Source organism: Leisingera aquaemixtae (genome assembly GCF_006740765.1).
GTDB classification, from domain to species: domain Bacteria; phylum Pseudomonadota; class Alphaproteobacteria; order Rhodobacterales; family Rhodobacteraceae; genus Leisingera; species Leisingera aquaemixtae.
Window position 1 is genome coordinate 2,770,939 of sequence record NZ_CP041159.1, and the last position, 21,177, is coordinate 2,792,115.

Annotated in this window: 18 protein-coding genes; 8 read left to right on the forward strand and 10 right to left on the reverse strand. The window is 64.5% G+C overall.

Annotated features, from left to right (window positions below; genetic code table 11):
• Positions 1-89: 89 nt before the first annotated feature.
• Together R2C4_RS15230 and R2C4_RS15235 are read right to left on the reverse strand one after the other, a co-directional pair.
• Positions 90-1,394, reverse strand: a complete 1,305-nt coding sequence (locus tag R2C4_RS15230) for an HlyD family type I secretion periplasmic adaptor subunit (RefSeq protein ID WP_141891302.1) — start codon at positions 1,392-1,394, stop codon at positions 90-92.
• On the reverse strand, positions 1,391-3,124 hold the full coding sequence (locus tag R2C4_RS15235; protein WP_058284911.1) for a type I secretion system permease/ATPase: 1,734 nt from the start codon (positions 3,122-3,124) through the stop codon (positions 1,391-1,393). Before R2C4_RS15235 ends, R2C4_RS15230 begins: the two co-directional genes overlap by 4 nt.
• A gap of 179 nt (positions 3,125-3,303) precedes the next feature.
• Between R2C4_RS15235 and R2C4_RS15240 the strand changes: the two genes are divergently transcribed.
• Entirely contained in the window at positions 3,304-4,065 is a 762-nt protein-coding gene (locus R2C4_RS15240; RefSeq protein WP_141891303.1) for an MlaA family lipoprotein, read from the forward strand.
• A 2-nt stretch (positions 4,066-4,067) separates the two neighbouring features.
• Positions 4,068-4,655: an MlaC/ttg2D family ABC transporter substrate-binding protein gene (locus tag R2C4_RS15245; protein ID WP_141891304.1), complete on the forward strand. Its 588-nt coding sequence runs from the start codon at positions 4,068-4,070 to the stop codon at positions 4,653-4,655.
• A gap of 271 nt (positions 4,656-4,926) precedes the next feature.
• On the opposite strand, the gene R2C4_RS15250 is transcribed toward R2C4_RS15245, so the two are convergent.
• Positions 4,927-7,140: a transglycosylase domain-containing protein gene (locus R2C4_RS15250; protein ID WP_141891305.1), complete on the reverse strand. Its 2,214-nt coding sequence runs from the start codon at positions 7,138-7,140 to the stop codon at positions 4,927-4,929.
• A gap of 269 nt (positions 7,141-7,409) precedes the next feature.
• Between R2C4_RS15250 and R2C4_RS15255 the strand changes: the two genes are divergently transcribed.
• The 3 genes from R2C4_RS15255 to R2C4_RS15265 all read left to right on the forward strand — a co-directional run bounded on the left by R2C4_RS15255 (position 7,410) and on the right by R2C4_RS15265 (position 10,403).
• Positions 7,410-7,748 carry a P-II family nitrogen regulator gene (locus R2C4_RS15255; RefSeq protein ID WP_058284907.1) on the forward strand — a complete coding sequence of 113 codons (339 nt, stop codon included), beginning with the start codon at positions 7,410-7,412 and terminating at the stop codon, positions 7,746-7,748.
• 26 nt (positions 7,749-7,774) lie between these two features.
• Entirely contained in the window at positions 7,775-9,109 is a 1,335-nt protein-coding gene (locus tag R2C4_RS15260; RefSeq protein WP_141891306.1) for an ammonium transporter, read from the forward strand.
• 364 nt (positions 9,110-9,473) lie between these two features.
• The gene (locus R2C4_RS15265; protein ID WP_141891307.1) at positions 9,474-10,403 is read left to right on the forward strand and encodes a sulfotransferase domain-containing protein; all 930 of its coding nucleotides are present in this window, start codon (positions 9,474-9,476) and stop codon (positions 10,401-10,403) included.
• An 11-nt stretch (positions 10,404-10,414) separates the two neighbouring features.
• Here R2C4_RS15265 and R2C4_RS15270 read toward each other — a convergent pair whose 3' ends face one another.
• Both R2C4_RS15270 and sseA read right to left on the reverse strand, forming a co-directional pair.
• Positions 10,415-11,599, reverse strand: a complete 1,185-nt coding sequence (locus tag R2C4_RS15270; RefSeq protein ID WP_141891308.1) for an amino acid aminotransferase — start codon at positions 11,597-11,599, stop codon at positions 10,415-10,417.
• A 3-nt stretch (positions 11,600-11,602) separates the two neighbouring features.
• Positions 11,603-12,457 (reverse strand): 3-mercaptopyruvate sulfurtransferase, encoded by an 855-nt coding sequence (gene sseA, locus R2C4_RS15275; protein ID WP_141891309.1) that lies wholly within the window; start codon positions 12,455-12,457, stop codon positions 11,603-11,605.
• Positions 12,458-12,741: 284 nt separating this feature from the next.
• Here sseA and R2C4_RS15280 point away from each other — a divergent pair, with 284 nt between their 5' ends.
• A complete protein-coding gene (locus R2C4_RS15280; protein ID WP_244940735.1) occupies positions 12,742-13,833 on the forward strand; it encodes a leucine-rich repeat domain-containing protein in 1,092 nt (363 codons plus the stop codon).
• Positions 13,834-13,866: 33 nt separating this feature from the next.
• Here the strand turns inward: R2C4_RS15280 and R2C4_RS15285 are convergent, their stop codons facing one another.
• From R2C4_RS15285 to R2C4_RS15300, 4 genes are all read right to left on the reverse strand, one after another.
• Positions 13,867-14,349 carry a hypothetical protein gene (locus R2C4_RS15285; protein ID WP_141891310.1) on the reverse strand — a complete coding sequence of 161 codons (483 nt, stop codon included), beginning with the start codon at positions 14,347-14,349 and terminating at the stop codon, positions 13,867-13,869.
• Positions 14,350-14,561: 212 nt separating this feature from the next.
• Entirely contained in the window at positions 14,562-15,041 is a 480-nt protein-coding gene (smpB, locus tag R2C4_RS15290; protein WP_058284901.1) for an SsrA-binding protein SmpB, read from the reverse strand.
• A 45-nt stretch (positions 15,042-15,086) separates the two neighbouring features.
• A complete protein-coding gene (locus tag R2C4_RS15295) occupies positions 15,087-15,941 on the reverse strand; it encodes a DMT family transporter (RefSeq protein WP_141891311.1) in 855 nt (284 codons plus the stop codon).
• A 78-nt stretch (positions 15,942-16,019) separates the two neighbouring features.
• Positions 16,020-16,580: a helix-turn-helix domain-containing protein gene (locus tag R2C4_RS15300; RefSeq protein WP_141891312.1), complete on the reverse strand. Its 561-nt coding sequence runs from the start codon at positions 16,578-16,580 to the stop codon at positions 16,020-16,022.
• A 104-nt stretch (positions 16,581-16,684) separates the two neighbouring features.
• On the opposite strand from R2C4_RS15300, the gene R2C4_RS15305 reads away from it, so the two are divergent.
• Both R2C4_RS15305 and ilvD read left to right on the forward strand, forming a co-directional pair.
• Positions 16,685-17,863, forward strand: coding sequence for a benzoate/H(+) symporter BenE family transporter (locus tag R2C4_RS15305; RefSeq protein WP_141891313.1), 1,179 nt, complete (start codon positions 16,685-16,687; stop codon positions 17,861-17,863).
• Between the two features lie 134 nt (positions 17,864-17,997).
• Entirely contained in the window at positions 17,998-19,842 is a 1,845-nt protein-coding gene (ilvD, locus tag R2C4_RS15310; protein WP_141891314.1) for a dihydroxy-acid dehydratase, read from the forward strand.
• 447 nt (positions 19,843-20,289) lie between these two features.
• Here the strand turns inward: ilvD and R2C4_RS15315 are convergent, their stop codons facing one another.
• A complete protein-coding gene (locus tag R2C4_RS15315) occupies positions 20,290-21,108 on the reverse strand; it encodes a sulfotransferase family protein (protein WP_141891315.1) in 819 nt (272 codons plus the stop codon).
• Positions 21,109-21,177 lie beyond the last annotated feature (69 nt).

The window sequence follows — 21,177 nt, forward strand, 5'->3', positions numbered from 1 at the left end:
GAAGCCCCCGCGCCGCTTTCCGCCCTTCGGGGGCAGCAGGCGGAGGGCGCCGGCTTCATGCAATGAAACCGGCCCGTTTCCGGCCGCTGTCAGCTTTCGCGGAAGGCTTTCACGAAATAATCGGACAGCGGCTTGACCAGATAGGCCAAGGGCGAGCGGTCGGCGGTGCGGATGTAGCTTTCCACCGGCATCCCCGGAATCAGTACCGTGCCGGCCGGCAGGCGTTCGCGCTCGCCCGGATTGAGCTCGATCTCGGCGCGGTAGTACGACACCCCGCTGCCCTGATCCTCAAACGAATCCGCCGAAACCTGGGTGACATGGCCGAACAGCTCCGGCGTGCTGCGCTGGTCCAGCGCGGAGAAGCGCAGGGTCACTTCCTGGCCCATATGCAGCTGGTCGATGTCGGTCGGCGCCACCTGCGCCGCAATCACCAGCGGCCGGTCCTGCGGCACCAGGTAAAGCACCGGATCCGCCGGGCGGATCACCGAACGCGGCGTCTGCACCTGCATCCCGTAGACGATCCCGGACACCGGCGCAGTGATATCCAGCCGCTCCAGCCGCTGCCGCAGCGAGCGGCGTTTTTCGGCCAGCTCCACCTCCTGCGTGCGCAGGTCGCGCAGGCGGGTAATCGCCTCCTCGCGCTGGCCGGTGGCCAGTTTCAAAATCTCGATGTCGATCTCGGTGATCCGCCCCTCAGCCTGCGCCTCCGCCGCCACCAGCTCGCCCAGCTGGCCTTCGAGGTTGGCCTGGGTGCGGCGCAGGTTCAGCACCGTCGCCGCCTGCGCCAGCCCGCGGTCGAGCAGCGACTGCTGGTTGCTCAGTTCCTCGTTGATCAGCTCCAGCTGAACTTTCATCGACTGCTGCTGCGCCTGGACGCCGCGGATCTGCTCTTCGATCTGCACCCGGCGCTTCTCCAGCTGCTCGATCTCGCGGCCGGTGGTGGCCCTGCGGGCCTGGAACAGGCGCTCCTGTCCCTCCACCAGATCCTGAACGTCCGGCTGGGTTTCAGACGCTTTCAGCAGCTCCGCGTCAAAGGTGATGTCCGCCGCCTCGTCCCGCTCTGCCTCCAGCCGGCCGCGGCGCGCCATCAGCTCAAACAGCTGGCCTTCGGTGATCACCAGCTGCGAGGTCAGTTCATTGGCGTCGAGCCGGATCAGCGTGTCGCCCTCCTGCACGGTGTCGCCTTCATCCACCAGGATTTCCGCGACGATGCCGCCATCCAGATGCTGCACCACCTGACGGTTGCGGTCGACCTCGATGCGGCCCGTTGCCACCACCGCGCCGGAAATCGACGACAGCACCGACCAGGAGCCAAAGCCGCCCACCAGCACCACGAGCGTGATCAGCCCGATAATCAGCGGCCGCCGCGCGGACCAGTTGCCATCGCTGCTCATCGCACGCCTCCTGCACCGGTGGCCTGGCGGATGTTCTGATGGTTCGCAACCATTTCCTGCAGCACCTTGTCCTTGGGCCCGAAGGCCGTCTGGGTTCCCTTGTCGATCACCAGCAGCATGTCGCACTCCTGAATCGCCGCCGGGCGGTGCGCCATGATCAGCACCGAGCGCCCCTCCGCCTTGATCTGCTTGATCGCCTGGTTCAGCGCGATGGAGCCTTCGTTGTCGAGGTTCGAGTTCGGCTCATCCAGGATCACGATCACCGGATCGTCAAACAGCGCCCGCGCCAGCCCGACCCGCTGCATCTGGCCGCCCGACAGCCGCCCGCCGGAGGCCGTCACCCGCGTGTCATAGCCTTCGGGCAGCTTCAGGATCATTTCATGCGCAGCCGCCTTGCGGGCGGCCTCCACCACCTTTTCGGCATCGGGCTGCTGCTCCAGACGGGCGATGTTCTGCGCGATAGTGCCGTCAAACACCTGCACCCGCTGCGGCAGATACCCGATGTGCCCGCCCAGCACGTCCGGCGCGTATTGATCCAGCGAGGCGCCATCCAGCCGCACCGATCCGGCCGCAGGCCGCCACACACCGGTCAGCGACCGCGCCAGGGTGGACTTGCCGGAGCCGGAGGGGCCGATCACCCCGATTGCCTGGCCCGGCTGCACCCGGAAGTTCACATTGCGCAGCAGCGGCGCGGTGCTGCCCGGCGGCACCACCGCCAGCCCCTGCACCTCCAAAAGCGCCTTGGGCTTGGGCAGCGCGGTGCGCGCGGCCTCCTCGGGCACCTTGTCCAGCAGCTCCGCCAGGCTGTGCCAGCCCTTCAGCGCCCGCTGCACCATCGGCCACTGCCCCAGGCCCAGTTCGATGGGCGCCAGCGCCCGGCCCATCAGGATCGAGCCCGCAATCATCGCACCCGGCGTCACCTCGCCCTGCAGCACCAGATAGGCGCCCAGGCCCAGCATCGCCGACTGCAGGAACAGCCGCAGCGTCTTGGTCAGCGTGGTGAAGCCGCCGCCGGTGTCATTGGCCGTGACGCTGTCGGCCAGCGCCGCATCACGGGCCTGCTTCCAGCGCTCGAAGGAGGCGCCGCGCATGCCCATCGACTGGATCATCTCCGCCTCGTTGCGGATCTCCTCGGACATCAGATTGGCCTTGTGGCCGGTCATGTTGGCCTTTTGCATCGGCAGCCGGGTGAACAGCTGGTTGAAGACAGCAATAACCACCAGCACCGCCCCGCCAGCCAGCGCCAGCAGGCCGAGCCAGGGATGGAACAGGGCAATGCCCGCCAGGAACACCGGCGTCCAGGGCAGGTCGAAGGCGGCGGTCAGCACCGGCGAGGAAATCAGCCGCTGCACCGACTCCAGATCGCTGAGGCCGGTTTGCGCGGCCGGGTCCTGCGCCACGGCGGAGCGGCGGATCATCGCGTCGAACACCCGCTTGTCCAGCGCCGCCTGGAACCGCGCCCCCACCCGTGCCATGATCCGGCCGCGGGCGTAATCCAAGAGCCCCATCATGCCGTAAAGGAACACCACCAGCAACGACAGCGCCAGCAGCGTCGCCTCGGAGCGGCTGCCCAGCACCCGGTCATAGACCTGCATCATGTAAAGGGGGCCGGTCAGCATCAGCAGGTTCACGAAGAAACTGAAGATCCCGGTGAACCAGTACAGGCCCCGGCTCTGCTGCCGCACGGCGCGCAGTTCCTCATAACCATTCTTATAAACGCTTTTACTCATGGGCAGACTGCACTAGTGGTTCCTTGGCTTCGGGTCAGGGCTGGAATGCATCATGGCCTGGGTTGTATCACTTGTGACACAAGCAGGTAAAAAAATGCAATCAGACTGGAAAACGGCGGGAGAACCCTTATGTGCCCTCCACACGCGCCGGCGCCAGTTTCAATTGGACACTTAACCGAATGGCCTACATGTTGCGACCGCATAAATTTCTATTTGCGCTGATTTTTGCCGCCTTTGCCGCGGGCTGCGCCAGCCAGGATCCGGTCGCGCGGGCCGCCGGCGAAGTGTTCGACCCTTACGAGAAAACCAACCGCACCGTGCACGCCTTCAACCGCGGCGTGGACCGTCTGGCGTTCCGGCCTGCGTCCAAGGGCTATGTGGCGATCGTGCCCGCGCCGATGGTGACCAGCTTCTCCCACTTTGCCGAGAACCTGTCGATGCCGGGGCAAATGATCAACGCGCTGCTGCAGGGCGACCTGAAGATGGCCGGCAATGCGTTTTCGCGCTTCGTGATCAACTCGACGGTGGGTTTTGCGGGTCTGGCCGACCCGGCCAGCGAATTTAACGTGCCGCCGGTCGATACCGATTTCGGCGAGACGCTGCATGTTTGGGGCGTTGGCGAAGGCGCCTATGTCGAGCTGCCGTTCTTTGGCCCCTCCACCTCCCGCGATGCAGCAGGGATCGCAGTGGATTTCTTCACCAACCCGCTGGGTTATGTCGAGCAGAATACTGCCGACAACATCAGCATCTATGCGGAAATCGTGCGACGCATGGGTGATCGTGGCAACTATTCCGATACGATCGATTCGATTCTCTACGAGAGCGCCGACAGCTATGCGCAATCGCGGCTGATCTACCTGCAGAACCGCCGGTTCGAGCTGGGCGAAGGCGAAGAGATCACCGAAATCGACCCGTTCGAACTGAACACCGAAGGATTCTGAAGATGGACCGCCGCAAATTTATCATTGGTGCCGGCGCCGTGCTGGCCACCGCGCCGCAAGCCCTGTGGGCGCTGAACGAAAGCCGCGCCAGCTCGCTGATCAACAGCCTGGTGACCGACATCAACCGGGTGATCGCCTCCGGCAAGGGCGAGAGCGCGATGTACCGCGACTTTGAGCGGATCTTCCAGCGCTACAGCGACACCTCCTATATCGCCGCCTACGCTCTGGGCGCGGACGGGCGCCGGGCGTCCGCCGCCCAGAAACGGGCGTTCTCCCAGGCCTTCCAGGGCTACATCTCGCGCAAATACGGCAAGCGCTTCCGCGAATTCATCGGCGGCAAGCTGGAAGTGACCGGCGTCAAGAAGGTGAAGAAATGGTATGAGGTGAGCACCATTGCCTACCTCAAGGGCCAGTCGCCGTTTGAGGTGACGTTCCTGGTGTCGGACCGCTCCGGCCGCGACCTGTTCTTCAACATGTTCATCGAAGGCGTAAACCTGCTCCTGACCGAACGCACCGAGATCGGCTCGATCCTGGACAGCAAGCGGGGCGACATCGACGCGCTGATTGCCGAGCTGCACCGGCTGAGCTAAGGCCGCGCAGTATCCGGTATCCGGATTTAAGAAAGGCTCCCTTCGGGGGGCCTTTTTCTTTGGCCCGCGCGCGGTGGTGCCGGTCCGTGTCCGGCTGCGCCTTCAGCGCGGCCCTCCCGCCCGCCGCGGCAGCATCAAAGATGCCTTGCACCCGTTGGGCCGGGCGCCCTGCCCCGCGGGCAGGGCGTGCGCCGCGCCCCCGGGGCGCGGCGCCGGGCCCGACTGGCGATGGCCCCCGCAAGGGGGCCTGAGCCAGGCGGGAGCGCCCGCGTCAGTTGCCCAGAATGTCACGCAGGATATTGTCGACCGCGCGGCCCAGTTCCTTGCCAAGATTCGGCCCCTGGCGGCGGCGGCGCTCGCGCCGGACCTGTTGCGGCGGCGGGGCGATCGGGGCGGGTTCCAGCATCGGCAGCGGCTTGGGCTCCAGCCCCTCATGCACGCGCACCATGGTTTCCCTCCAGATCTCGGCCGGCAGGCCGCCGCCGGTCACGCCGGACAGCGGCGTGTTGTCGTCATAGCCCATCCAGACACCAGCCACGTAATCCGCGGTAAAGCCGATAAACCAGGCGTCCTTGGCGGCGGAGGTGGTGCCGGACTTGCCCGCCGCCTGCCAGCCCGGGATCTGCGCCCGCGTGCCGGTGCCGCCGGCAATCACCTTCTCCATCATCCAGACCAGCTGCTGCGCCGCCTCGGTGCGGATCACCCGCTCGCCGATGCCGCCGCTGGCGCCCATCAAGGGCGCGTTGTCCTCGACCAGCTTCAGCTCGGTCACGCCGTAGGGCGTCACCGAGGAGCCGCCGTTGAGGATGCCGGCATAGGCTCCGGTCATCTCCAGCAGGCTGGCTTCGGAGGCGCCGAGCGCCAGCGCGGGCCCAGCCGCCAGGTCGCTGTCGATACCGAAATCCCGGGCCACCCGGCTCACCTTGTCCCGCCCCACCGCCTCGGAAATCTTGACCGCCGGAACGTTCAGCGAATCCCGCAGCGCGCGGGCCAGCGTCACCTCGCCATAGAACTTGCGGGTATAGTTTTCCGGGCACCACTGGCCGGAGCCGGGAATGCTCATGCAGTATTTTGCGTCCAGCACCCGGTCATAAGGGGAGTAACCCAGCTCAAGTGCTGTGGCATAGACAAAGGGCTTGAAGGCTGAGCCGGTCTGCCGCTTGGCCTGGGTCGCGCGGTTGAACACGCCGGAGACCCGGGTCTTGCGGCCGCCCACCATGGCGCGCACGGCGCCGTCGGCGCTCATCACCACAATCGCCGCCTGCGCCTTGGAGCCTTCGCGGACCTTGTTCTCAAAGATGTATTTCAGCGCGTCCTCTGCCGCCGCCTGCAGACGCTGGTCCAGGGTAGAGCGGATCACCACGTCCTCGGTGGTCTGATCGCCCAGGAAATCCGGGATAGTGTCCATGACCCAGTCGGCAAAATACCCGCCAGCCCGTGCCGCAGCGGCCTCGCTCAGCGCTGCCGGGTTGTCCTGGTTGCGCTTCATCTCCGCCGTGGTCAGATACCCCTGCTCCTGCATCAGCCGCAGCACGGTCGCGGCCCGGTCCTGCGAGCGCTGCAGGCTGTTGGTCGGCGCCAGCGTCGAGGGCGCCGTCAGCAGCCCGGCCAGCATCGCGCCCTCAGCCGGGTTCAGCTGATTGGCGGATTTTCCGAAATAGCGCTGCGCCGCGGCCTCAGCCCCATAGGCGCCGCCGCCCATATAGGCGCGGTTCATGTAGATCGAGAGGATCTCATCCTTGGTGTACTTGGCCTCCAGCGCCAGCGCAAAGACCGCCTCGGTCGCCTTGCGCCACAGCGAGCTTTTGCGGCAGTCGGCCTCATAGGCGCTTTCGCTTTTCCACTCCGCCGGATCGTACTGGCGGCCCAGGCACAAAAGCTTGGCGGTCTGCTGGGTGATGGTAGAGCCGCCATGGCCGGACAGCGGCCCGCGTCCCTCGCTCAGGTTGATGCGCACGGCGCTGGCAACGCCCCGGGGCGAGATGCCGAAATGGCGGTAAAACCGCTTGTCCTCGGTCGCGACAATCGCATTCTTCAGATGCGGCGAGACAGTGTCCGCCGTCACCACGCCGCCGAACTGGTCGCCGCGCCAGGCAAACACCTCGCCCTCGCGGTCCAGCAGCGTGACCGAGCCGCGCGCGCGCCCGTCCAGATAGGCGGACACATCCGGCAGCTTCAGGTACTGAAAGGCCACCGCCAGGCCGACCAGCAGGCAGACCACCATACCGATGCGCCAGGTGAACCCCCAGGCCAGCCGGAACGCCCAGGCAAAGGGCGCCAGCAGCAGACCGATGACGCCCTTCTTCTTGGGCGCGGGCCTGGCGCGCGTCTTCTTGCGGAAGAACAGGCCAAACAGCCCGGACTTCTTTGCCTTGCGCGCGGGTGTCTTGCGCGCAGACGTCTTTGCGGCAGAGGGCTTCCCCTTGCCGCCTGCGGTATAACGTTTTTCTGCCACCAGAGGCTTGCGCCCGGATCCTTGAGCCATCGTCGTTTCCTGCCCGGTTTGCCCGTTTGCCGCGACAATACTCTGCCTGACGCGGTTTGTAGAGGGGCAGAATCCGGACCTTTCCCGCTTTGCCAGATGGCCGGTTTTTAAGCGAAGCGGGCAAAAGGCGCAAAATTATTGTGCGCTCGCAGAAAGACGCGCGGAAACTTGCTGGCCGTTTCTTTGCACGACTCGCATCGCCGGTTTTGCTGCAAGTGCGAAATGCATCGGCATGGGGCCGGCGTGAAGCAAATGCAGGGGATGCTGAGATGAAACTGATCATAGCTGCCATCAAGCCCTTCAAGCTGGACGAGGTCCGCGAAGCGCTGACCTCGCTGGGTGTGAGCGGGCTGATGGTCACCGAAATCAAGGGCTTTGGCGCGCAGGCCGGGCACACGGAAATTTATCGCGGCGCGGAATACGAAGTGAATTTCGTGCCGAAGCTGAAGCTGGAGCTGGTGGTGCCCGCGGATCAGGCCGAGCAGGCCGTCAGCGCCATCGCCGAGACCGCCCGCACCGGCAAGATCGGTGACGGCAAGATTTTTGTTCTGGATGTGGAACAGGCGGTGCGGGTGCGCACCGGCGAAACCAACCTCGAGGCGCTGTAGGCGCGCCCGGCACGGAGGAAAGACATATGAAGCAACTGAAACTCCCCTTGGCAGCCTTGGCGCTGACCGCGCTGCCGGGCCTGGCGATGGCCCAGGACGGCCCCGCCCCGGGCGTGAACCCCGCAACCGATACCGTTTTCATCCTGAACTCGCTCCTGTTCCTGATCGGCGGCTGCCTGGTGTTTTGGATGGCCGCAGGCTTTGCCATGCTGGAAGCGGGGCTGGTGCGCTCCAAGAACGTCACGATGCAGCTGACCAAGAACATGGCGCTGTTTTCGCTGGCCGCCGTCTTCTACTGGCTGATCGGCTATAACCTAATGTATCCGCTGGGCAATTGGGCGGTTGACGGCGTCCTGTCCGGTGTCTTCGGCCCCGGCGTGCTTGAAGCCGTGGGGATCACCGCAGAAGGGGCGGATGATTATTCCTACGCGTCCACCGGCTCGGATTTCTTCTTTCAGCTGATGTTCTGCGCCGCCACCGCCTCGATCGTGTCGGGCACCCTGGCCGAGCGCATCAAGCTGTGGCCGTTCCTGATCTTCACCATCGTGCTGACCTCGGTGATCTACCCGTTCCAGGCCAGCTGGAAGTGGGGCGGCGGCTTCCTGGAGCAGATGGGCTTCCTGGACTTTGCTGGCTCCACCGTGGTGCATTCGGTGGGCGGCTGGGCCGCGCTGACCGGCGCGCTGATCCTTGGTCCGCGCATCGGCAAGTACAAGGACGGCAAGACCATCCCGATGCCCGGCTCCAACCTGGCGCTGGCGACGCTCGGCTGCTTTATCCTGTGGATGGGATGGTTCGGCTTCAACGGCGGCTCGCAGCTGGCCATGGGGTCGATCGGTGACGTCGCCGATATCTCGCGCATCTTTGCCAACACCAACGCCGCAGCGGCTGGCGGTGCGGTGGCGGCGCTGGTGCTGACACAGGTGCTGTTCAAGAAGCCGGATCTGACGATGATCCTGAACGGCGCGCTGGCGGGCCTGGTCGCAATCACCGCCGAGCCGCTGACCCCGGGTCTGGGCCTTGCCACCCTGATCGGTGCCATCGGCGGCGTGATCGTGGTGTTTGCGGTGCCGATGCTGGACAAGCTGCGGATCGACGACGTGGTTGGCGCCATCCCGGTGCATCTGATCTGCGGCATCTGGGGCACCGTCGCCGTGGTGCTCTCGAACCCCGACGCCACGCTGCTGAAGCAGCTGACAGGCATTGCCGTGGTGGGCGTGTTCACCGTCGCAGCCTCCGCCGTGGTCTGGATCATCCTGCGCGCCACCATGGGCATCAGGGTCGAGGAAGAGGACGAGGTCAACGGCCTCGACATGGCAGAGCTGGGCATGGAGGCCTATCCGGAGTTCTCCCCGAGCTGACTTTTCAGCCCTTGAATCAAAAGCGCGGCGCCTGCTTCAGGCGCCGCGTTTCTGTTTGGAAGGAGACACCTATTTAGCAGCCCAAGCCCAAGACAGATCATCCGCCAAGGATTGGCAGCACGTTTCCGGTGTATAAGGGCGGACTTAGAAGCCAGCGGCCGGTTTCTTGCCACGGAATCGCTCCGCATTATATCTTTGGCCCAGAGGCGCGATGACCTTGGTTTACAAGTTAGCTACAGCCGTTCCTTCGACTGCCCGAAGGCACGGCAGTTTTTTGAGGAACGGATCATCCGGCCTTGCTGCGGGCTGCTGACAGGCAATTCCGAAGAGGGCAGATCCCGCGGCGGGTCAAGGAGGCTCGGATATGAAACCCAATTTTATTATTGCCGGCGCTCCAAAGTCCGCGACTTCCTGGCTGGTGAATGCACTCAAGCGCCACCCCGATACCTACCTGCCCCGGAGCGAGCTGCACTTTTTCAATATCAAGGAAAACTACGCTCGCGGCTTTGACTGGTACTGCGGGAAATTCGATCCTGGGAAAGGGCGGCGTGCGATTGGCGAAAAAACTCCCAACTACATGTGGATTACACCGGCCCCCCACAAAAGCCGCTTTGGCACCCATCTTCCGGATATCCACAAGGCCATTCATCGCCTGCTACCGGACGTCAAGCTGATCTTTGTGCTGCGCGACCCGGTAGACCGCTTGGTTTCGGCTTTCAACCATTACCGCAGAAGCGGGCAGTTTTCACCGTATTGGGACTTGGAAGATGTTGTCTTTGGCCGCAAGGCGCATCTGGGTGACAAGTACGGCCTGATCGACATGGGGCTATATGCGAAACACCTCGAGGCCTATTACCAGCTGTTTGACCGCAGCCGCTTGAAAGTGATCATTACCGAAACCGACATCAAAGGCGCTGCGGATAAGACTTTAATGGAAATCTGCCGGTTTCTGGATATTGATCCCGGACATCCCGAGATGAACCCTGGGAAGGAAGTTAATTCCTTTGCCCCCATCCGGGTCTCGCAGGCCTATCTGAACTACCTCAACCCGTTTCCGAATGTGAAATCGCTCAAGCGGGGCGCGCGGTTCGCCTCAAAGATCCTGAGGGGGCCACCGCTGAAAAAATACGTTCCGGACGAGAATGTCTTGAAGCAAATCGCCGGAATCTATGCCAAGCCCAACCAAAAACTATTCACCTTGATTGGCCGGCAGGATGTGGACTGGAAGTATTCCGCCCCGCCGGAGAGTGCAGCCAGCACGCGGGCTGCGCCACAAGGCGCAACCCGTGGTTAGCGACCTGAGGCTTAAACGCCGGCGTCGACAATCGCCTTGGCCAGCACCGGCACGGTCTGCGCGTTGAGGCCTGCAATGTTCAGGCGGCTGTCGCCCACCATGTAGATGCCGTTGTCCACCCGCATCTTCTCGACCAGCTCCGGCGTGGTGCCCAACAGCGAGAACATGCCGCGGTGCTGGGCGATGAAGCTGAACCGGTCGGACCCGGTCAGCCGCTGCAGCTCGTTCGCCAGTTGCTGGCGCAGGCCCAGCATGCCCAGGCGCACCTCTTCCAGCTCTGCTGCCCAGTCGGCGCGCAGGGCGTCGTCGTTCAGGATCATGGTCACCAGACGCGCGCCGTGGTCCGGCGGGAAGGAGTAGTTCTGCCGGTTCAGGAACGCCAGCGTGCCCTGGTTCAGCGCCTGCGCGGATGCGTCGTTGGAGACAGCCATCAACAGGCCAGTGCGCTCGCGGTAGATACCGAAGTTCTTGGAGCAGCTCGCCGCAATCAGCACCTCGGGGCAGCTGGAGGCAACCAGGCGCACGCCCACCGCGTCTTCTTCCAGACCGTCGCCAAAACCTTGATAGGCGATGTCGATCATCGGGATCAGGCCGCGCGCATTCAAGAGCGCGATGACCTCTTTCCACTGCGCCTCGTTCAGGTTGGCGCCGGTCGGGTTGTGGCAGCAGCCGTGCAGCAGCACCACGTCGCCCTTCTCAGCGCCCTTCAGGTCTTCCATCATGCCGTCGAAGTTCACGCCGCGGGTGTCGCGGTCGAAGTAGCGGTAGACCACGGTTTCGATGCCGACGTAGTTCAGGATCGACACATGGTTCGGCCAGGTCGGATCCGAGACAAAGACACGTGCCTTGGGGTTGGCCATCTTGATCAGCTCGAACGCCTGGCGCACCGCACCGGTACCGCCTGGGGTTGCCGCGGCCGCGATGTTTTCGCGCGCCACCGCATCGCCCAGGATCAGCTTGATCATCGCGTCCGAGTAGGCCGGATCGCCCGCCAGGCCGACATAGGACTTGGTGGTCTGCTCTTCCCACAGCTTATGCTCGGCCGCCTTGATGGCGCGCATCACCGGGGTGACGCCCTCGGCGTTCTTGTAGACGCCGACACCCAGGTCGATCTTGTCCGCGCGCGGGTCGTCGCGATACATCTGCATCAGCATCAGGATCTTGTCGGCGGGCTGGGGTTTCAAGGTTTCGAACATTGCTCAGTTCTCTCCGGTAGCAACGGGAAGGGTCGGGAAGGCACCCCATTCCACCCAGGACCCGTCATAAAGCGCATGATCGGTCTTTCCGATGCGCTCCAGGGCGAGGCTGAGGATGGCGGCGGTAACGCCCGATCCGCAGGAAGTAATTGCAGGTTTGCTCAGATCGACGCCGGCAGCTTCAAAGGCGGCGCGCAGCCCATCGGCATCCTTCATGGTGCCGTCTTCATTCAGCACTTGGCCAAAGGGCACATTCTTGGAACCCGGAATGTGGCCTGCGCGCAGCCCCTCGCGCGGCTCCGGCGCGTCGCCGCGGAAGCGTTCAGCGGAGCGGGCGTCGATGATCTCATGGTCGCCCAGCTTGGCCGCGGCAGAGACCTGGGTCACGTCGCGCACCATGTGGTTCTGCACCCGCACGGTCATATGGCGGTCGCGGATCACCGGCGGCAGGTCCTCGACCGGATGGCCCTCGGCCTGCCATTTCGGGAAACCGCCGTCCAGCACTGCAACATTGGCCTGGCCCATCAGCCGGAACAGCCACCAGACGCGGGCGGCGGAAAACAGGCCGGCGCCGTCATAAATCACCACCTGGTGGCCGTCGCCCACGCCCATGGCGCGCAGCTTGGACATGAACTTCTCCACCGGCGGCACCATATGCGGCAGGTCGGAGCGGTTGTCGGAAATCTCGTCAATGTCGAAGAACCGCGCGCCGGGGATATGGGCAGCCTCATACTCCGCCCGGGCGTCGCGGCCCTGCTGCGGCAGATACCAGGACGCGTCCAGCACCCGCAAATCCGGGTCTTTCAGATGGGCGGCAAGCCAGTCCGTGGAAACCAGCGTCTTCGGATCGTCCTGCATCAAAGCGTCTCCCTGTCTGCACACAGCGCCATGGGTACATCCGGCAGCACAGCGGTGCAAGCTATCCCCGCTCTCTACCTGCGGTTACAAAATTCTTGCGGGCCTTTAACGCGCCGGCAATAAACAGGGACCACTGTTTGAGCTTGTTATTGCAGAGGCGTATTGCCATGCCCGGTTTTCGACGCATTCTTTCAGCCCTCCTTGTTTTCCTTTCCCTGGCCAGCCCCCAGGCGCTGCGTGCAAGCTGCGTAGAGATGGGAAAAACTTGTATTAATGACAATGACTTGAAGGCACAGATCAGGATCGGGCGCCATACGCCGGACTTGCAGGGGCTGGAACGGTTCACGCATCTGAGGGAGCTGACAGTGATGGCCGACCTGCGGTTTGACGCGCCGGTCGACCTGTCGCCGCTGGCGGCACTGCCCGGGCTGGAGCGGCTGGCGCTGGTCAGCATCACCGCGCCGGACCTCGCACCGCTCACCCGGCTGCCGGGGCTTAAGCGGCTGAGCCTTGATTCTGTGCACGCGCCGGATTTCACCCCGCTGGCCAGCATGACCGGGCTGGAACACCTGTCGGTCTGGGGAATCAAAGAGGTCACCGACCTGTCCTTTGCGCGCGGCCTGACGCGGCTGCAAAGCCTGAACATCGCCGATTCCGGCGTCACCGACCTGAGCCCGCTGCAGGGCTTGCAAGACCTGGAGGTCTTTCTGGCCTTCAACACGCAGGTTTCCGACCTGAGCCCGCTGGCGGCCGCGAATCTGCGGGTGGCCTGGATCTCCAACTGCCCGGTCGAAAGCGTGGCCGCGCTGGCCGCCTCGGACCGGCTGGAGATGCTGCGGGCCGATGGCACCCGGCTGCAAAGCCTGGAAGGGCTGCAAAACAAGCCGGCGCTGCAAACCTTGATCCTGTCGGACACGCCGGTCGCGGAGCTGGCGCCGATCGCGGATGCGGCCAGCCTGAATGAACTGGCGCTGGACGGCACCCAAGTCAGCGACATCGCCCCGCTGGCGGATCTGAGCGCACTGCGCAAGCTGACCCTGAAAGGCACCGCAGTCGCCAGCCTGGAACCGCTGGCGGGCAAGAACCTGCGCGAGCTTTCGCTGACCAACACCGCGGTCGCGGAGCTGGACGGGGTCCAGGGCATGGACGACCTGTGGGAGCTCAGCATATCCGGGACCGGCATCCGCGACCTGACGCCGCTGACCGGCTTGAGGAAGCTGGCGATTCTGCGGGTGATCGGCCTGCCCGCTGCGGCGCTGCCGCCGCTGCTGGAGATCGACAGCCTGCGGATCGTCTTTGCCGGCCCCTCGCTGGCGTCGCGCAAGCGCCTGCTGGGCCGGGAGAAGATCACGGAATACATCACCAGCCATCAGTAATCCGGCAGGTCCTGCCTGCCGCGTCCCAAAGCCTCAGGCCACCACCCGCAAGCGCGGCGCTTCCGGCCGGGCCGCCGCCTGCCCGGCAGAAAACCGCTGCGCAAATGCCAGGCCCGCCCGGATCACATGCGGGTCCATTTTTCCGCCGGTGACCTCAGCAACGGCTTCACGCGCGCCCGGCGTCTGGTCCCGGCGCATGTGGTGCAGCATCTGCAACAGCGCCGCCTCATCCGGCGTTAGGGTCCCGCGCAGCTCGATGTCAAAAGGATCGATGAAAGTAAACCGCCCGTCCCGGCAGTCCAGCACCGCCCGCAGCAGTTTCATCAGCGCCTGCGCCGCCGGCAGGCCGATGGCCTCGCCCCAGCGCTCCGCCGCCACCATATAGGCCCGCTGCCACGCCTGGCTCTCCGGTGTCTCATGGCTCAGCAGAAATTGCCGCAGGACCGCCAGCAGCCCGGTCTCGAAGGCGTCAAACCCATGCGCCGCCAGCGCGGCCTCATGCGAAGGTTCTTTCATTCGCTTTCCCCTGGTGAAGTTTGGGCAGCAGGCGGGCTGCCGTCTCCGACCGGGCGTGACTCAATAGCGAATCTGCTGGGCAGGGTTTATCTGACTCATTTAGTCAGATACTGCAATAGCCAGCAGCCACGGATCAGCGCCTTGCGGCGCTGGCCTGCGGCGCGAGTATTTTAGGAAAGATGAAAGGGATCTGCGCGCGTTCGTCCCGGGGGTTACCGGGCGTCCTTCAGCAGCCGCTGCTTTTGGCGGCCCCAGTCGCGCTTGGCTTGGGTTTCGCGCTTGTCGTGCAGCTTCTTGCCCTTGGCGATGCCCAGTTTGATCTTGGCCCGGCCCTTGTGGTTGAAATAGATCACCAGCGGCACCAGGGTCATCCCCTTGCGCTGGGTCAGGTTCCACAGGTCGGCCAGTTCCTTGCGCGACACCAGGAGCTTGCGGCGGCGGCGTTCTTCATGCTTGAACACCTTGGCCTGCTCATACGGCGGGATGTAGGAGTTCACCAGCCACAGCTCGCCATTCTCCACCGCCGCGTAGCTATCGGCGATATTGGTGCCGTTGCCGCGCAGCGCCTTGACCTCGGACCCTTCCAGCATGATGCCGCACTCGATGTCGTCCTCGATCGCGTAATCGAAGCGCGCCCGCCGGTTCTCGGCGATCACCTTGTAGTTCGGGTCTGATGTCTGCTTCTTGGCCATGGGCGGCAGATGTAAGGCCGCAGGGCGGCGGGCGCAAGATGGCGCTCACACCTTGCGGCTGCGCAGCAGCGTGAAAACACCACTGGCCACGATCACCGCGCTGCCGATCAGGGTCAGCGCATCCGGGCGTTCGCCGAACACCAGCACCCCCAGCACCATGGCAAAGATCAGCCGTGTATACCGGAACGGCGCGATGACAGAGATCTCACCGGCCCGCATCGCGCCGGACAAGGCGTTATAGGCGATCACGCCGATTACCGTTGCCGCCGCGATATCCAGCCAGTTGCGCGGTGCCGGCCAGACCGCGCCGCCCGTCCAGCCCAGCGCAATCGCACCGGCAACCACCAGCATGGCAAAGCCGAGAAACCCCAGCTGGTTGTTGCTCATGTCCCTGGGCGCGGCGCGGGTGGCCAGATCGCGGCCCGCAAACCCCAGCGTGCCGGCCACCGCAAACAGCGAGGCGGGCTCAAAACCGCTGAGCCCCGGGCGCAAGATCAGCAGCACCCCGGCAAAGCCCAGCCCGATCGCCAGCCAGCGCCGCCAGCCGACGGTTTCGCCAAAAAACACCACCGCCCCGGCGGCCACTACCAGCGGTGTTGCCTGCAAAATGGCCGAGGCCGAGGACAAGGGCGTCAGCGCAATCGCCAGGGTGTAACACAGGCGTCCCGCGACCTCAGACAGGGAGCGCAGCAGCATCGGGCGCGTGCCAAAGCCCGGGTGCCAGGGGGCGTGCCCTTGCGCACGCGCCATCGCAGCAAAAAGGACCATGCCGCCAAGGCCGAACAGGATCAGGATCTGCCCCACCGGCAGGCTGGCGGCTGCGGATTTGACGAACATGTCCTCCAGCGCAAAGGCCGCCATGGCCAGCACCATCAGGAGGCTTCCGCGCAGCGTATCCATTCCCGGCTCCAAATCCCGCAAACTCAGTCACTTGCGCAAGTGGTAGGGCTGCTGGAGAAATTGCACAAGTGAAGCAGATCAGTCCCGCTGCGTCAGAACCGCCTGCCGGTAATGGTGCATGTTCAGGAAGGCCGCGCCGGTCTCGCGGCTGCGGTAGCCGTGCGGCTGGTCGGCGGCAAAGCGCAGGCCCTGCCCGGCCTCCAGCGCTACCCACGCGCCGTCCTTCAGCACCTCCATCGAGCCATGCAGCACAAAAACCTCCTCGGTCACCCCGGTGTCATGCGGCTGCGACTGGTGGCTTTGGCCGGGTTTCAGCGTGACCTGAAAGGTCTCGGCGCCCAGGAGCGGGTCGAAGGGAAAGACGATCTTGACTCCGATGCTGCCGGGAAACTGCACGGTTTCATAGACCCCGGCAGCCTCCCCGACGGGCCGGGTTGCCTCGCCGATCAGGGCGGTCAGCGGCAGGTGGAACCCCTTGGCGATTTTCCACAGCGTGGCAATTGTCGGGCTCGATTCGCCGCGCTCGATCTGCCCCAGCATCGCCTTGCTGACACCGGTAATCTCCGCTGCCTTGCTGAGGCTAAGCCCCGCCGCCGACCGGATTTCCCGCAGGTTCAGGGTGATGCCGTCATCGCTCATTGTCTCTGCCTGTTAAAAAGCCTTGTGCGTTATAACGCACAATGTGTAATGTGCGCTATAACGCACGAAACCCCTACCCGATCCGGCGCCAGAGGAAAACCCGCATGCTCAAGGATCTGAAGCTTTCGCATATCGTCTCCGGCGCGGTGGCCGTGCTGGTCGGCTATACCGGGTCGGTCGCCATCATCTTTCAGGCGATTGAGGCCGTGGGCGCGACCCAAGCCCAGGCCAACAGCTGGATGCTGGTGCTTGGCCTGGGGATGGGACTCACCAGCCTGATCCTGTCGCTGGTCTGCCGGATGCCGATCCTGACCGCCTGGTCGACGCCGGGCGCGGCACTGCTGGCGGTCAGCCTCAATGGCGTGCCGCTGGCGGAGGCGGTGGGCGCCTTCCTGCTCTGCGCGGTCCTGCTGACCCTCACCGGCCTCACCGGCTGGTTCGCCGCCCTCTCCCGGCTGATCCCAGACAGCCTGGCCAGCGCCATGCTGGCGGGCATCCTGTTCCAGTTCGGGCTTTCGGCCTTTACCTCGCTGCAGACCGACACCGCGCTGGTGGCGGTGATGGGCTTCACCTTCCTGGCCGGACGCAAGCTGTTTCCCCGCTACTGTATCCCCGCGGTGCTGGCGGCGGGTGTCGCTTGGTGCGCAGGCACCGGAGCATTCGGCAGCCTTGAGGCCCTGGACCTGACACTCGCCCGGCCTGAGTTCGTGATGCCTGCCTTTTCGGTTCCGGTGCTGATCGGCATCGGCCTGCCGCTCTACATCGTCACAATGTCTTCGCAGAACATGCCCGGCGTGGTGACGCTGAAGGCTTGCGGCTATGAACCGCCGGTGTCCGCCAGCCTGACTGTCACCGGCCTGGCCTCGCTGATCCTGGCCCCCTTCGGCGGCTTCGCCTTCAACCTCGCCGCCATCACCGCCGCCATCGGCGCAGGCCCGGAGGCGGACGAGAACCCCAAGACCCGCTATCTGGCAGGCGTGATGACCGGCTTATTCTACATCCTGGTGGGCCTGGGCGGCGCCACTGTGATCAGCCTGTTCCTGATCGCCCCCAAGGCGCTGGTCGCCACCGTTGCGGGCCTGGCGCTGCTGGCGACCATCGGCAACAGCCTGTCTGCCGCGCTGGCAGAGCCGCAGGGGCGCGAGGCGGCATTGATCACCTTCATGACAACGGTCTCCGGCATCAGCTTCCTGGGAATCGGCGCGCCGTTCTGGGCGCTGGTGCTGGGGCTTGCGGTGAATCACTGGCTGAAGCCCCCCGAACCCGTCCCGGTCCGCGCCTGAGGACAGACCGCCAGAGACATTTCGCCACTGAAATCCGGCGCAATCTGCGCCATTATTACCGAAGAGAGCCCCGCCCGGTTGCCTTTATTGCGCAAATCGTGTCCCTGAGGGCAAAGACTAAGGGAACCAGCCTGATGCCAAAGTACCGATCCAGAACCTCCACCCATGGCCGCAACATGGCGGGCGCGCGCGGATTGTGGCGCGCCACCGGCATGAAGGACGATGATTTCGGCAAGCCGATCATCGCCATCGTCAACTCCTTCACCCAGTTCGTGCCCGGCCACGTCCACCTCAAGGACCTAGGCCAGATGGTCGCCCGCGAGGTCGAGGCGGCCGGCGGCGTCGCCAAGGAGTTCAACACCATCGCGGTGGATGACGGCATCGCCATGGGCCATGACGGGATGCTCTACTCGCTGCCCTCGCGCGAGGTGATCGCCGACAGCGTCGAATACATGGTCAACGCCCATTGCGCCGACGCCATGGTCTGCATCTCCAACTGCGACAAGATCACTCCGGGGATGCTGATGGCCGCGATGCGGCTGAACATCCCGGCGATCTTCGTTTCCGGCGGCCCGATGGAAGCCGGCAAGATCGACATCGCCGATCTGGACATGAAAAAGATCGACCTGGTGGACGCCATGGTCGCGGCGGCGGATGACAAGTTCACCGACGAGCAGGTGAAGCATATCGAGGAAAATGCCTGCCCGACCTGCGGGTCGTGCTCCGGCATGTTCACAGCCAACTCGATGAACTGCCTGGCCGAGGCCCTGGGGCTGGCGCTGCCGGGCAACGGCTCGACACTGGCGACCCACGCCGACCGCAAGGGGCTGTTCCTGGAGGCCGGCCGCAAGATCGTCGAGATCACCAAGCGCCACTACCAGGACGAGGAAAAAGGCCTGCTGCCGCGCGAGATCGCCACGTTTGAGGCGTTTGAAAACGCGATGAGCCTGGATATCGCCATGGGCGGCTCCACCAACACCGTGCTGCACCTGCTGGCGATTGCCAACGAGGGCGAAGTCGATTTCAACATGTCACACATGGACCAGTTGAGCCGCAAAGTGCCCTGCCTCTGCAAGGTGGCGCCCAACATTCACAACGTCCATATGGAGGACGTGCACCGGGCGGGCGGCATCTTCTCGATCCTGGGCGAACTGAGCCGTGCAGGCCTGTTGCACAATGACTGCCACACCGTGCATACCGCCACCATGGGCGAGGCGATTGCCAAGTGGGACATCAAGGTCGCTAACAACCCGGAGGCCGAGGAGCTTTTCAAGGCTGCCCCCGGCGGCGTCCGCACCACCCAGGCGTTTTCGCAGGCCAACCGCTACAAGGAGTTGGACACCGACCGTCAAAACGGCGTGATCCGCGCCAAGGAGCACGCCTTCAGCCAGGACGGCGGGCTGGCAGTGCTGTTCGGCAATATCGCGCAGGACGGCTGCATCGTGAAAACCGCAGGTGTCGATGAAAGCATCCTCAAGTTCACCGGCACCGCCCATGTCTGCGAAAGCCAGGACGCGGCGGTGAATGATATCCTGACCGGCAAGGTCAAGGAAGGCGACGTGGTGGTGATCCGTTATGAAGGCCCGCGCGGCGGTCCGGGGATGCAGGAGATGCTCTACCCGACCTCCTACCTGAAATCGAAGGGCCTGGGCAAAGCCTGCGCACTGCTGACCGACGGGCGCTTCTCCGGCGGCACTTCGGGCCTGTCGATCGGCCATGTCTCCCCCGAGGCGGCTGAAGGCGGCACCATCGGTCTGGTGCGCCAGGGCGACAAGATCGAGATCGACATTCCCAACCGCTCGATCCACCTCGCGGTCGCGGATGAGGAACTGGCCGCACGCCGCGAGGAGCAGGACGCCAAGGGCTGGAAACCGGCCGAGCCGCGCAAGCGCAAGGTTTCCAAGGCGCTGAAGGCCTATGCGCTGCTGGCAACTTCGGCGGCCAAGGGCGCCGTGCGCGCGCTGCCTGACGAAGACTGAGGCAGCACCCCAGCACGACTCTTTAAACCCGCCGCCCAAAACGCGGCGGGTTTTCTTTTGCCGCACGCGCCTGAGGCCGGATCAAGGGCCGCGCAAGGCGCGGCGGCGCAGCCGCTTGCCCTTGAGGCGGCCTCAGGGGCAATACCATCGAACAGGCGCGTTCAGGGCAAACCTGCCCCTGAACCGCTTCTCAGCATAAGCCCTTCTTCCACAAAGCTCTCCCGCCGCCGCTATGGCCCGCTGGCGGACGCCAGCCCGCCGCGCTGCGTTGGGCCAAGCGCCGTGCTGAAGCACGGCGCGCCTCCGGCGGGAGTATTTGGGCAAAGGTGAAGCAGAATGGTCAATTGCAGCTGCCCGCCCGCGCCGCGCCAGCGGCGCCGGGCCCAAGGCTTGGCGCGGCATCTTTGATGCTGCGTCACAGGCGCGGGAGCCCCTGCCCCTATTACGCTACTCCCCCAGCTTGGCGTGCACCTCATCGAGGTCGATCTCCCCCACCGGCATCTTGTTACCCGGGTTTTCGAAATCGTATTTGAACAGCTCGAAATCGCGCTTGTAGATTTCATAGACCAGATGCATCGACAGATCGTCGAAGTAGTCCCCGACCGGATGCGCGCGCTTGGGGCCGTGGCCCTCGCTTTCGTTGAAGCGCGGGATTGCCTTCAGGTCCACGGGATGCGGCGTTTCGATCGCGTCCAGCACCTGCTGCATCCCGTCGTTGAACGCCTCAGTCCAGAAGATCTGGTTATAGCGCCCGCCGTTCAGGATGAAGGTCGACACATGCCCCGACATCGCCGACCAGTGGATGTCCGGGTCCATCGGGCGGCGCCAGCGGATGGTGTCGCGGACGAACAGCAGGAACCGGCGGAAGCTGGCGATCTGGTCGAACTCCTGCTTGCCGTCGTCGCCGCCAACCTCGATCCCGTATTCGTAGACCAGCTTCGGCACCAGATTGCCGCGGTAGCGACGGCCATTGCGCTGGATGCCGCAGATCTTGTCGAAGAAGGAGCTGAGGATGCGGGTATAGGGGTTGCGCACACAGGTGAAGGCATAGGCCCGCTGCCCCTGCACATTGCGGGTGATCGGCCCCTGACTGTGCTCCAGCGCCCATTTGTGCAGCCCGTCCTTGGCATCGTGGATGTCGCCGTCGAAGAACCGCCCGTGATCGGAGTAATAGAGGATCTGCCCGATCGTCGAGCAGGCGCATTTGGGCACCACCCGGTAGACCGCACTTTCACTTTCCGTCATCCAGGTGCCGGGGAACCCCATCCGCTGCCCTCATTTTTCTTGCGCGTTGTCCCCAGCTTCTTCGCATAAGTTTAGCGAAACGGGAACTAT

What these genes read in the sequence shown, in the direction of transcription:
- smpB (WP_058284901.1), bottom strand. Translation starts at nt 15,041, where the DNA reads ATGGCCAAGAAGCAGACATCAGACCCGAACTACAAGGTGATCGCCGAG.
- R2C4_RS15300 (WP_141891312.1), bottom strand. Translation starts at nt 16,580, where the DNA reads ATGAGCGATGACGGCATCACCCTGAACCTGCGGGAAATCCGGTCGGCG.
- R2C4_RS15255 (WP_058284907.1), top strand. Translation starts at nt 7,410, where the DNA reads ATGAAACTGATCATAGCTGCCATCAAGCCCTTCAAGCTGGACGAGGTC.
- R2C4_RS15240 (WP_141891303.1), top strand. Translation starts at nt 3,304, where the DNA reads ATGGCCTACATGTTGCGACCGCATAAATTTCTATTTGCGCTGATTTTT.
- R2C4_RS15305 (WP_141891313.1), top strand. Translation starts at nt 16,685, where the DNA reads ATGCTCAAGGATCTGAAGCTTTCGCATATCGTCTCCGGCGCGGTGGCC.
- R2C4_RS15285 (WP_141891310.1), bottom strand. Translation starts at nt 14,349, where the DNA reads ATGAAAGAACCTTCGCATGAGGCCGCGCTGGCGGCGCATGGGTTTGAC.
- R2C4_RS15230 (WP_141891302.1), bottom strand. Translation starts at nt 1,394, where the DNA reads ATGAGCAGCGATGGCAACTGGTCCGCGCGGCGGCCGCTGATTATCGGG.
- R2C4_RS15315 (WP_141891315.1), bottom strand. Translation starts at nt 21,108, where the DNA reads ATGGGGTTCCCCGGCACCTGGATGACGGAAAGTGAAAGTGCGGTCTAC.
- R2C4_RS15235 (WP_058284911.1), bottom strand. Translation starts at nt 3,124, where the DNA reads ATGAGTAAAAGCGTTTATAAGAATGGTTATGAGGAACTGCGCGCCGTG.
- R2C4_RS15270 (WP_141891308.1), bottom strand. Translation starts at nt 11,599, where the DNA reads ATGTTCGAAACCTTGAAACCCCAGCCCGCCGACAAGATCCTGATGCTG.
- R2C4_RS15260 (WP_141891306.1), top strand. Translation starts at nt 7,775, where the DNA reads ATGAAGCAACTGAAACTCCCCTTGGCAGCCTTGGCGCTGACCGCGCTG.
- R2C4_RS15250 (WP_141891305.1), bottom strand. Translation starts at nt 7,140, where the DNA reads ATGGCTCAAGGATCCGGGCGCAAGCCTCTGGTGGCAGAAAAACGTTAT.
- R2C4_RS15245 (WP_141891304.1), top strand. Translation starts at nt 4,068, where the DNA reads ATGGACCGCCGCAAATTTATCATTGGTGCCGGCGCCGTGCTGGCCACC.
- ilvD (WP_141891314.1), top strand. Translation starts at nt 17,998, where the DNA reads ATGCCAAAGTACCGATCCAGAACCTCCACCCATGGCCGCAACATGGCG.
- R2C4_RS15295 (WP_141891311.1), bottom strand. Translation starts at nt 15,941, where the DNA reads ATGGATACGCTGCGCGGAAGCCTCCTGATGGTGCTGGCCATGGCGGCC.
- R2C4_RS15265 (WP_141891307.1), top strand. Translation starts at nt 9,474, where the DNA reads ATGAAACCCAATTTTATTATTGCCGGCGCTCCAAAGTCCGCGACTTCC.
- sseA (WP_141891309.1), bottom strand. Translation starts at nt 12,457, where the DNA reads ATGCAGGACGATCCGAAGACGCTGGTTTCCACGGACTGGCTTGCCGCC.